The 12037-nt window shown below is 35.5% G+C and carries 10 protein-coding genes; 8 read left to right on the forward strand and 2 right to left on the reverse strand.

All coding sequences use genetic code 11. The features are described 5' to 3' along the window. Positions 1-203 precede the first annotated feature (203 nt). The 6 genes from ACIQ0H_RS18550 (at position 204) to ACIQ0H_RS18575 (ending at position 7808) form a co-directional block, all read left to right on the forward strand. The gene (locus tag ACIQ0H_RS18550) at positions 204-506 is read left to right on the forward strand and encodes a hypothetical protein (RefSeq protein ID WP_403418061.1); all 303 of its coding nucleotides are present in this window, start codon (positions 204-206) and stop codon (positions 504-506) included. Between the two features lie 117 nt (positions 507-623). Continuing rightward, positions 624-1313, forward strand: coding sequence for an ABC transporter ATP-binding protein (locus ACIQ0H_RS18555; RefSeq protein ID WP_403418064.1), 690 nt, complete (start codon positions 624-626; stop codon positions 1311-1313). Next, positions 1310-5455, forward strand: a complete 4146-nt coding sequence (locus ACIQ0H_RS18560) for an FtsX-like permease family protein (protein ID WP_403418066.1) — start codon at positions 1310-1312, stop codon at positions 5453-5455. The genes ACIQ0H_RS18555 and ACIQ0H_RS18560 overlap by 4 nt, the downstream gene beginning before the upstream one ends. Before the next feature lie 220 nt (positions 5456-5675). Beyond that, entirely contained in the window at positions 5676-6128 is a 453-nt protein-coding gene (locus ACIQ0H_RS18565; RefSeq protein ID WP_403418069.1) for a replication initiation and membrane attachment family protein, read from the forward strand. A gap of 438 nt (positions 6129-6566) precedes the next feature. Further along, positions 6567-6761 (forward strand): thermonuclease family protein, encoded by a 195-nt coding sequence (locus ACIQ0H_RS18570; protein ID WP_403418072.1) that lies wholly within the window; start codon positions 6567-6569, stop codon positions 6759-6761. A 138-nt stretch (positions 6762-6899) separates the two neighbouring features. Next, positions 6900-7808: a DMT family transporter gene (locus ACIQ0H_RS18575; protein WP_403418075.1), complete on the forward strand. Its 909-nt coding sequence runs from the start codon at positions 6900-6902 to the stop codon at positions 7806-7808. Between the two features lie 75 nt (positions 7809-7883). On the opposite strand, the gene ACIQ0H_RS18580 is transcribed toward ACIQ0H_RS18575, so the two are convergent. Both ACIQ0H_RS18580 and ACIQ0H_RS18585 read right to left on the reverse strand, forming a co-directional pair. After that, positions 7884-8570: an ArsR/SmtB family transcription factor gene (locus ACIQ0H_RS18580; RefSeq protein WP_403418078.1), complete on the reverse strand. Its 687-nt coding sequence runs from the start codon at positions 8568-8570 to the stop codon at positions 7884-7886. Between the two features lie 372 nt (positions 8571-8942). Further along, positions 8943-9794 carry a helix-turn-helix transcriptional regulator gene (locus ACIQ0H_RS18585; protein WP_403418081.1) on the reverse strand — a complete coding sequence of 284 codons (852 nt, stop codon included), beginning with the start codon at positions 9792-9794 and terminating at the stop codon, positions 8943-8945. A gap of 122 nt (positions 9795-9916) precedes the next feature. Here ACIQ0H_RS18585 and fabF point away from each other — a divergent pair, with 122 nt between their 5' ends. Next, on the forward strand, positions 9917-11152 hold the full coding sequence (fabF, locus tag ACIQ0H_RS18590) for a beta-ketoacyl-ACP synthase II (protein ID WP_403418084.1): 1236 nt from the start codon (positions 9917-9919) through the stop codon (positions 11150-11152). Between the two features lie 446 nt (positions 11153-11598). Next, the gene (locus ACIQ0H_RS18595; protein WP_403418086.1) at positions 11599-11985 is read left to right on the forward strand and encodes a hypothetical protein; all 387 of its coding nucleotides are present in this window, start codon (positions 11599-11601) and stop codon (positions 11983-11985) included. The last annotated feature ends 52 nt before the right edge of the window (positions 11986-12037 follow it).

Here is a 12037-nt window from a genome sequence, read left to right on the forward strand (position 1 = left end):
AACACTGTTTATAAATGAAGTGAAAAATTATTTTCTATTCATCAAGAAGTGATGGAAACCGTTGATACATTAATGTTTATAGAGGGAGTTTAGTTCAAAAATAAAGATGAAACAGGTTATCAAATATTTACGTCTGTTATATAAAGAAGGCTGTTTATGCGTTTATTATCTACTGTTCTTATATTATTTTTAATACCTCAATATTGATTGGCTGCATAGGAAGTCCTGGTCAGAATGAAGGGGGATATTTAAGTAAGAAACAAGCATTTAAACTAAATCCAGATGCAGACATCTTTGAATTTGATGGGAAAGTTTATAGTACGGGTGTAGATTGGATTGAAGAGGAAGAATTAATAAAAGATGAACAAATAGGAGAAATATCTGAAGGGATGTCCAATAAATTACCAGTTGGTGCAAAGATATTTGCACCAAAAGAAAGAAGAGATATTTTGATTGTTGAGTATGACGGGAAAGAAAAAAGGTATTTGATTCAACTTGGCGAATAGGGTTTTTTTTTCTTCAAATAACGGGTGCTTTCCTTCAAAAAGGGGTTAAGCACCCTTTACTACTTCAACTAAAGAGCGTGGTTAGTTGAAGAGGAACTACTAGGAGGTTTGTCTATTATGGAACATATTAAAGTTGAAAATGTGTCAAAACATTATAAGGGTGATGGAGTAGAGACTAGGGCGCTGTCTGATGTGAATGTTAAGTTTACTAAAGGGGAATTTGTTTCTATTATGGGTCCTTCGGGTTCGGGTAAATCTACCTTGCTTAGTATTATAGGAACTCTAGATCAACAAACTAGTGGTCAGCTTTATTTTGATGAAAAACTTATTAATAATCTTGGGTTAGATGACTTGGCTGATATTAGATTTAACAATATTGGTTTTGTCTTTCAACAATTTCATTTATTACCGACATTAACTGCTTTAGAAAATGTTTTGATTCCTTTATTTAATAGAACCATTCACTTTGATAAAAAGGAGAGAGCAATAGAGCTATTAAATTTAGTAGGACTGGCCGATAAGTTAAATTCATTCCCTTCTCAATTATCTGGTGGTCAACAACAACGTGTTGCAATTGCCCGTGCCTTAATTGCTCAACCTGATTGGATTTTGGCTGATGAACCGACAGGGAACTTAGATACGGAAACTGGTAATATTATCTTTGAACTACTTCAACAATTAAACAGAGAGAAAAAATGTGGAGTAATCTTTGTCACCCATGACCCCTTATTAGCTGAAAAAGCAAGTCGTGTTATCGAAATGAAAGATGGATCAATAAAAAAAGATCGAGAAGGTAGAACCGTATGATTTCATTTATTGTCAAAGGATGGATCAGACAAAAGGAACGATTTTTACTGATGATGATTGGTGCTTTATTAATCAGCGGGGGTCTAAGCACATTAATCGGATTATCTGAAACAACTAAAGGAACCGTAATTGATTCATTACAGAAGAAATGGGATGCATCTTATCATATTGTTGTAAGACCAGAAGGTACTAAAGGTATCACCCAAAACGACAATTTTTTTGATCCGAATTATTTAAGTGGGATTTCTGGTGGGATTTCTTTGGATGATTACAACAGAATTAAACAAATCCCGGATATTGATGTAGCAGCTCCTATTAGTATGATTGGGTTTACTGGATATAATGTTATATTAAAAAACCTTGTCATTTCGGAACCTGGAATTTATAGACTGACGAGTGTAACACAAGATCTTGGAGGATTCGATTCTATAGAAGACAAGTCTGAGTTTTATTTTTCAAAGGGTATTTATGAACATCCTGATCCAACTCTAAGTGAAAAATACGGAATAATTGCTTTTGAAAATAACCTATCAAGTTTTACAAACGTTTTATTAGCGGGTGTAGATCCAATTGAGGAAGCAAGACTAGTTGGTTTAGAAAATGCCGTATTGCCACTAGAAGGACAGGAGTATTTTTCAGATAGTAATATGGTCTATTCAACAGATTTCAGCTTCGAAGGGATAGATGGAAATGAGATAAATGTGAAAAATACCGGATTCCCCATACTCTTATCTAATAGATCATTCTTAAATCAGAATTTAAACTTCAAACTAGAGAGATTAGATATTCCGTTTAACAACGAGTCAATGGAAAAGTCCTTAGACATTATTGCGAAAAATGGAGGAGAAGAATATTTAAAGTCGTTATCATCAAAAGATACAAAAGAATATACTTATAACTCCGAAGAAATACATACAACTTTAATAGAGAACTTGACTGGAATTGATAGGGAAACAGGAGGAAAAATTACAAAAGATGATTCATCTACATTAAGCTTTGGTAGTGTTCTCCGTGAAAAAACAGGACCACTTGTCTATCAATCAATAGAAAGTCCATTTCCAGAAAGGTGGGAAAAAGCACTTCAAGTAATTCCTTATAAAGACGTTTCAAATGAGTTAATGGGAAATGCCTATACCTACCGCAAACCCCAATTGACAGATGAAAGCATGGCAAGTAACCCGAGATTAAGTCCATATTTAATTGGTTTGTACGATCCATCAAAATTGAACATTTCAAAGGACCCTTTAAGTGAATTACCAATGGAAACATACAGTATCCCAACTGCAACTCATATTTTAAATAAAGACAAACAACCTATTAATCCACCTCAAAAAATAAATTCTGATTCGAATATTTATGGATTTTTAATGCAACCACCTACAATGCTTACAACCATCGAAGCTGCAAGCGAGATTTTGGGGGATAAGCCCATATCCGCGATTCGAATAAAGGTAAAGAATGTTAAGACTATTGGCGAAGAGAGCCAGAAAAAATTAGAAGTTGTAGCAAAAGAAATTGAAAAACAAACAGGGCTGCATACGGATATTACGTTAGGGTCATCGCCAGAACCTTTATTAATAAATATCCCTAAAGTAGGAAAGAATGAAGAAGTGGGATGGGTGGAACAACTTTGGATTAAAAAGGGAGCTTCCATTAATATTTTTAAAGAAACAAAACTAGGGTACTCGGGAATAATTATAAGTGTTATTCTTGTAGCAATTATTTATGTATTCTCGACCAACTTAGTTTCATATCTATCAAGAAAACAAGAGTTTGCGGTTCTTCTTTCTATAGGCTGGAAACCAAGGCAATTAAAAAATCTACTCCTACTAGAGTCTTTGTTAATAGGTATAATTGTTTCCTTATTAACTTTCGTGGTTCAATTAGGGCTAAGTTTTAAAGAAACGGATACTTTATCAATATCAGAGATTCTTTTATTGACATTTTTTATTTTACTTATTTATATAATTGGACCTTTATTTCCTGCTCGTTTAATTAATAAAATTCACCCTTGGCATGTGATGAGAGCAGGTGAAACTAATCTACCTGGGAAAAGAGTCATTAAAACAAAAGGCTTATTTTCAATGGTTTTCAACACAGTTATGGGAAGGCTACAAAGAAATGTAGTCTCCATCTTAGCAATAGCCTTACCAACTGCATTATTAATGATGTTTATCTTTGTCACCTTCCGTTTAAATGGTGTTTTATATACCTCTTGGTTAGGACAGTATGTTTCTATGGAAGTTGGGATATATCATTATATCGCTGTTTCAATTTCTTTAATTATTTCGATACTCACCACTACGGAAATCATGTGGCAAAATATTAAAGAACGTAGAAGTGAGATATCTCTATTAAAAGCATTAGGATGGAAGAATTCCTATATTCAGAAAATGGTGTTAGCTGAGGGGGCAGTTATAGGGCTAATTGGAGGATTAGTTGGTGGGGTATTGTCATTCATAATCATTTACTTTATGTATGGACCTATACCCCTAACAGAATTATGGTTACCACTATTAAGTTGTTTAATTCCAATTATAGTAGGGATGTTAGGAAGTTGGATTCCATCTAGGATTGCGGTGAAAATGCAACCTATTGAAGGGGCTAAAGGCATACTAATACATTCTAAAAAAACTGAAAAACAATTTAAAGTTGTCTTTAGTTTTGCAGGAGCATTATTTGTTGGTGTTCTTTTGCTGTTAGTAATTGCAAAAACCGATTTTGGAAAAGAAACATCTGAAGAAGTTACGAAGAAAACGGACTTAAAAACTGAAGGGGAACTGATCGAAGTTTCAATACCGTCCGACGGAAATGTGGAGTTACCTTCCGCAGAGAATAACGATTCTTCAATTGAGACTGCTATCACCGCGGGTGCAAGTGGGACTTACTCAATAGACATGGAATTAGATAAAAATAAACTATTTCATATAAGTGCGGAAATAGATGTTACAAATGAATCTCAAGATACTTGGAATGATATTGGGTTCTATTTTATTCCAAATGCGTTCACTGAGGAATATAAACCTGAAATTTTACAGGACGCAGCGGATGTTTCGATTACTTCAGTTACGGTATCAGGAGAAGAAATACAATACGATTTATCGAACAATAAGCTGTTACTTAAACTGGGTAATGAGCTAATGCCAGGTGCGAAGAAGCGAGTGGAAATTGATTACACGATGAAAATACCTGAACATGGAAACCGATTATCTAGAGTGGACGCAAACTTCTATTTGGCTCAATGGTATCCAATGTTAGCACACTACCAAAATGGCTGGAATATTGAAGACTATGATATGAAAGGAGAGTCATATCATACAAGTTATGGTAGTTATAAAGTGAACTACAGTCTTCCAGAAGAATTTCTTGTGGTTAGTTCCGTAGAAGATGGAGAAATTAGTCCGACCATGACAGGGAAACTTGAAGGAGAAAATATTAAGGACTTTTACATGGCACTCTTAAATCCAAAGGAATGGACCAGTGAATCATTAAAAGTTAATGACACTACTATGAGGCTATTACTTCCACTTAACAGAAGTGAAATTTTGAAGGAAGAACTTGAAGTTGCAGGGGCTGCCTTTGCCTATTTCGAGAAAAAGATTGGGAATTATCCATACGCTGAGCTAGATTTGATAGGCAATGGAGGGAATATGGAGTATTCGAATGTAGTAGAAGTTTCGAATAGCGAAGATAATTATGAGGTCACGCTTGTTCATGAGATGGCACATCAATGGTTTTATAATATGGTTTCGAATGATCCATACCATGATGCATGGCTCGATGAAAGTTTAGCAGTATTTGTTACCTCGATGTTCTTAACAGATAAGTATAAGGACGATACAATCGGGTATGAATTTGCGAGTAATCTGGCAAAAATTAATAGTACGAGTGGTAGAGTAAATCTTGCGTTAGATGAATTTACAGAGTCTGGATATACATCCACTATGTACGGGAAAACTCCACTCTTATTAAGGGACTTTTTTAGAGAACATGGAGGACAAGAAGAAGCAATTCAATTTTTATCTGATTACTTTAATGAATACCAATTTAAGTATGTAGATAGTAACTCCTTTTCTCGCTTCTTTATTGAGTATTTTGGAGAGGGAAATAGAGCGTTTCTTGATGGTTGGTTAGGCAAATAATACGATGTTATTGGCGGAGACTGCAACATTGAAATTATTGCAGAAGGGTGCGAACCTTGAAACGTAAAATATTCGGTCATCCATTAGGTGATGATGTTTTGAATGCTTTTTATGATTTTTCATTACTTTTAAACCGGTAATTTGATAAAAAATTTTACGTTGTCCAACTAAAGGCGCGCTAGTTGAAGAAGAGTAGATGGGAATATTAAGGAGGGAATAAATGACCATAGATAAAAATAGAAGGAAAAAAGTACAAAGTAAAGTAATAAACGGGGCGACACCTGAAGAACGATTTCAAGAAATACACGGAATGACAATAGAGGAATGGAACGAACAACAGTTCATAGCTAAAACTGGAATGACGCCCGACGAATGGTATTTAAAACAGGTTAAATCTACAACACCTTTTGATTTTATTAAAGAACGCTACGGTACTGTAACCGCGGATGATATAAAGCTTGTTAAGGATTTGCAGTTATTGGGATTAAAAGATGGCGTAGTATATGTATTACTAGATTATGTTTCAATTTTTAGTAATAAAATCGGAATGGTTCACCCTTTGGTAAGAGAAATGGGTGAGAATTGGCACAAGGAAAATATATTAACTGTTGAAAAGGCTATTGTCTTTGTTAGGGAAGAGCATAAGAAGTACAAAGAGTCATCAGAGAAATAGTTATTAGTAGGGTGTCCCTACTTGTAAATCCTTCTTCAACTCCATACTAGCACCAGGAGTTTTACTTCAATAAGAGGTTAAGCGCCCTGTTGTTCAACTAAAGTGGCAGTTTAGTTTAAGAAGAGAAAGCTAAACACAATGAATGTTATTAGAGAAGGTGGTAAGGAATGTTGCAAAAATCCTCGAAGTAATTTGATAATGGCATTACTATTTTGTTTATATGTAATCTACAATCATTTTTCTTATTACTTTTACTATTTGGATGGTGAAAAGAGGGAAATGTAGTAACTTCAACAAATGAGGCACGTTCTGCCCAAGTCAAGTATCTAAATTATGGGGAGCAGCTGGTGTAGTGAATACGTTTCTCGAAATCGAATTCGATATCGGGGGACGAGTTGATAAATATGGTCGATTAATCTCTTATATTTATTTGAAGGTGTGAGTGTTCAAGAGAAGCTGTTGGAGGAAGGACTGGCACGCGTAGGCTACGTCTATCCACCAAATACGCGTTATATCGATGCATTTGAAAAAGCGCAAGAACGGTCGGAAAAAGCGGGCGTTGGTATTTGGAGGCTGGAAGATTATGCGACGGATCGTGGATTTGATAGTACGAGGTATCCGGAAGAGAAATAGTAGAATGATCTGCCATGACCTTTGAGGTTGTGGCAGTTTTTTTTTCACGAATTGCATTCCATACTTCGATACTAGCTGAAGTAATCTACAGTTATAATAACCATAGATTGGTCATTATAGTATGTAGGGAGAGAAGAAATGAATACTTTCAAATTTACATCGTTGATACTTTTAACAACATTTTTAATGGGTTCGTCTTTTGCTGTCGTTAAAATGGGTTTACCATACTCATCCCCATTGCTGCTAGCAGCATTGCGCTTCATACTTGCGGGAATCATAATGGTAGTCATCGTTATCGTTTTAAAGAGGCCACATCCAGCATCTAAAGAGAATTGGATAAGGATGCTGATCATTGGAGCTTTCCAAACAGCCGGTGTTATGGGCTGTATTTTCTTGAGTTTGCGAACGATTACAGCTAGTGAATCCTCGATTCTAACATTCACGAATCCGTTACTTGTTGTTGTATTTGGCACCATTTTTCTGCAAATACGTTATACACGTTATCAATGGATCGGTGTTCTTTTAGGGTTGGTAGGGGTAATTATAACAATGGGTGCCCAAATTGAATTTAAGATTGGTATTCTTTTCGGCATTTTTTCCGCCGTGTTTTGGGCACTGGCCACATTATTAGCTAAAAAGTGGGGGGCGATTTTCGATACATGGGTCCTATCCGCTTATCAGATGCTATTTGGTGGATTACTACTCTTAATTGGGAGTTTTACCCTTGAAAGTCCGTTTTTCATTTTGAACGGTGAATCCTTGTCCATTTTATTATGGCTAAGTATAATGTCTTCTATTGTTCAATTTGCTGTATGGTTTTATCTTTTACAAAAAGGTGATTCAGGGAAGACGAGCGCCTTCTTATTTTTAGCTCCATTCTTTGGTGTCTTGTCTGGTTGGCTACTATTAGGAGAGCCTTTATATCCCACTCTTATAGTTGGTGGCTTGTTTATAATAATGGGTATCTATCTAGTGAATCGAAATTTTCAGCAGAGAAAAGTAGTGAAGAAAGTTTTATTAATAAATAATCTGGTTAAGCGCGAATAGGTCCTCTTCCTATAGTGGGCAGAAAAAGAAAACGAACTTAATTTGTCTACTAAGGACAGGGATTTGACCCATTAACTACATATTAATATTAAAAATTTGTTTAAATCCTTCTCTTCCTCTATCAGTAACTTTTACAGCACGTATAGATGGAACATGCACGATCCAATTCAATTCAAAAAAGTGTGTCAGCAGTTCATTTCCTAAAGCACCGCCGAGATGATAGTGACGTTCACTCCAGTCTAAACACGCGTGAGAAAATGAGCGTCGTTTTCTCTTTAATTCAGTTAAATCGATGCCGAAATCAGTAAAGAATTGCTCTCCTTTAGGTGTAACAATAAATACTCTGTCTTCTTTTTTTAAGTAGTTGGCGTTCAACATTGAGTCGGTTAAAGCAACTCCTAATTTTCCAGCTAAATGGTCATAACAAGTTCTAGCTTCCTGTAGTAATTTTACTTGGTTAGATTGTTTTAAAGAACGTACTTCAGGTAGTGGAGAAATTGCGAGAAATGTTTCTATAAGGTGTGCAACTTCTTTATTGGCTAACTGATAATAGCGGTGCCGTCCGTGTTTTTCAACATTAATAAGGTTGCCTTCTACTAATTTAGATAGGTGAAAGCTAGCTGTTTGAGGTGTTATCGCAGACATGAAGGCTAGTTCACTAGCAGTATGAAAACGACCATCCATTAAACTTGAAAGCATTGTAGACCGCGAGGTTTCTCCAATGAGGGAGGCAACTACAGCTACATTAGGATTAATACTCATTTTTACCGACCTTTCTGCATTTTATATTTCGATTATAGTTGAAGTATAGATTGCAAGCAAAATTAAGGTTATTAAAGAGTAATCTTATTAAACTAACGGGGTGCTTTAGTTAAATAAGACCATCATTTCGGCGGTCTTATTTTTTTTATTCAAAAAATCAAGTAGTTCTCAGAAATCCACGTAAAGTGACAATAAAGTTAATTAATTTTAATACCTCAAACAGGCATAACCCCGAACTAAGTAAGGTCGAGGTTAAAATATAGTAGTATAATTTTTAACGGAAGTTACTTCACTCAACTTATAAATATAACAATAAAGACGTTTAAATTTATATGCTATTCTATTATCTTGCTCTATAACGAAATTACTTTATTAAATTTCAACGGCAACCATCTTCATTAACCGCTTTAATTTATTTTCTGTATCTGTTTCCTCTACAGGTGTATAGACACTGCACCGTAAATCCATATCACCTTGAACTTGGAGAGAAGTTAAATTAAACAACATTTTGCCTGCCTTAGCATGTCTGAATTCAATTATCATTTCTGGAGCCTTACTCACGTGACTTTCTAGCCATAAATCTTGGAATTCTGGATGAGAATGACTCATTTCTTTAATAAATTGGTTGTACCATTCATCACCTAAATAGTATCCATAATAGGTACGGAAAATGGCAAGAAAACCTTTTGCAAAGTGTTCCCAATTGGCGGCCAATGATCTTAATTCTTTTCTACTGAACACTAATTTAATCAAATTTCTTTGTTCATTCGGTATTTGTTCAAAATCTAAAAAAATAAGAGCAGCTGCAGGATTCCAAGCCACAATATGGCAATGTCGATCCGTAATGATAGTCGGACAATATGTTAATTCAGCTAGTATCCGTTTTAGAGAAGGGCTTAGCTCTAATTGTTCTTTTTTTGGATTTGTAATTTCTGATTTCACTTCTAATGCCAGGTCATATAAGTAGTTTCTTTCATCATTGTTTAATTGCAAAGCTGTAGAAATACAATCAAGTACGCTTGAAGATACTTTAATATCTCTTCCTTGCTCTAGCCATGTATACCAAGTGGTACTTACACCTGCTAATTGTGCAACCTCTTCTCTTCGTAACCCAGGGGTCCTTCTCCGGGATCCAGCAGGCAAACCAATAGACTCTGGCTTAATTTGGGCACGCTTAACTTTTAAGAATGTCGACAATGCTTCAAGCCTAGTTTTATCATTCATTTTTAAAACTCCTCATCATATCAATTTAACCTAGCATTAATTATACCAGGATAAACAATCTCTTGTAATAGGATAAATAGGATGTAAAATACAAGTATATTATTGATTTGGAGGAATGAAAAATGGAAAGAGTTGTGATTACCGGTATGGGAGTAGTTTCTCCGATAGGAAACAATATCAAAACATTTTGGAACAATTTGATTAAAGGGGAGTCTGGTATATCCCTTATTGATACATTTGATGTTACTAATCACAAGGCAAAAATTGCAGGTACCATACGAAATTTTAATGCAGATGAAATTTTAGGAAAAAATGAAGCAAGACGTTTAGATCGCTTTTCTCAATTTTCTTTGGCTGCAGCCGAACAAGCTTGGTCAGACTCTGGGTTAGATCTCAAACGTATGGACGAAGAAAGATTAGGCGTATACGTAGGTTCAGGTATTGGGGGACTTGAAACCCTAATTGAAAATGTTGATGCGCTTAGACAGAAGGGACCAAGAAGGGTCAGCCCAACTCTAGTACCTGCTATGATTTCTAATGCTGCTGCTGCACAAATTAGTATCAAATGGAACGCCATGGGACCTTCTATGTCTCCTGTCTCCGCTTGTGCAATTGGAAATACAGCTATCGGAGAAGCTTTTAGACTAATCCGTTCTGGAGAAGTTGACGTTATGTTTGCGGGTGGAACAGAGGCAGCTATAACAGACTTATCAATAGCAAGCTTTGGTAATGCTACAGCATTATCAACAAGAAACGATGATCCAACTAAAGCTAGTCGTCCATTTGATGAAAATCGAGATGGATTTGTCATGTCAGAAGGAGCTGGAATTCTAATCTTAGAATCCTTATCTCATGCTTTACGTAGAGAGGCAAAGATTTATGCAGAAGTCATAGGATATGGTGCAAGTTCAGATGCACACCATATGGTAGCTACACACCCAGAAGGTAAAGGGGCATATCTTGCAATGAGATCAGCTTTAAAAAATGCCAATATATCTCCTGAAGAAATTAATGTTATTAGTGCCCATGCAACAAGTACAAAAGTCGGGGACATCTCTGAAACGATGGCTATTAAGCGGCTTTTTGGAAAGCAAGCTTATCAGATTCCAATAACAGCAAATAAATCTATACTTGGTCATATGTTAGGGGCAGCTGGTGGAGTTGAAGCAATTGCTTTAGCAATGAGCATAAAAGAACAGATAGTTCCTCCAACAATTAACTTAGAAAATCCTGATCCATTATGTGATCTAGATTATGTGCCGTCTGTAGCTCGCCAAGTGAAAATAAATACAGGGCTATCTAACTCATTTGGTTTCGGAGGTCATAATGCGGCAATTGTTTTAAAAAAATACGAGTAAATAAATTTTCTAACAGAAATCTATATGGATAATGTGTGGTAAAATGGTCACCTCAAGAACGATTTAAAGAAGTAAACGGAATAACAAGTGTGGAATGGAAGAACTAGAGTCTTCAAAATTTATTCTCCAACATCAAATCCTTTGTTGATAGTTTAATAAGGATTACTGAAGTCAACATACTATTTGTTGGCTTTTTTAATTCGCAGTATGTGAGTACCGCACAGTAGGAACATAACGTGTAGTAGCAAACCCTCGTGATTTTAAGCCTTCTAATTGGATAATCATGGTACTATGATAACAAATGGTTATTCAACTAACGGAGCAGGTTAGTACAACAAGGTTTTCAAATGACCCCCAAATCTAACTTTTGGAATCTTACACTCTCTATCTGGCGTCTTTTTAAATAAGGTATGTAAAATTTAGGTGATAGGGGGGCTTAGGGGCTTATGAAAAAGATAGTTTATGTAGTCTTTATTACTGCCGTTATAGGTTTAGCTGTTAATTTATTAGGAAATCGAACTAGTCAAGACACGGGTTTAGCTAAAGAAATTGACTCCCTTTTAGAAAAGGGAGAAACACAAATTGATTTAACAGGGTTAACCAATTTTAAATGGACTCAAGTCAGTGTATTTGGACCTTATACAGCAAATGAAGCGATTGAAGATTCAATGAGCATCAAATTTAAAGGGGATAATGGTGGGATTGATAGACTAGACGACCGTTTTTTATTAGTATTTGCTAATGATAAATATGCGGTCAAAACCGTTGTGCTTTCAAGGAAACCTGGTACCTACACCATAAAAGATAATAAATTTTTAGTTGTTGACCGATAACCTTGTTCAACTAACGGAGCAGGTTAGTTGAAGAGTGTTGTTTAACTTGTGT

The sequence above is a fragment of the Sporosarcina sp. NPDC096371 genome, assembly GCF_044762865.1.
In the GTDB taxonomy this organism is placed as follows: Bacteria; Bacillota; Bacilli; order Bacillales_A; family Planococcaceae; genus Sporosarcina.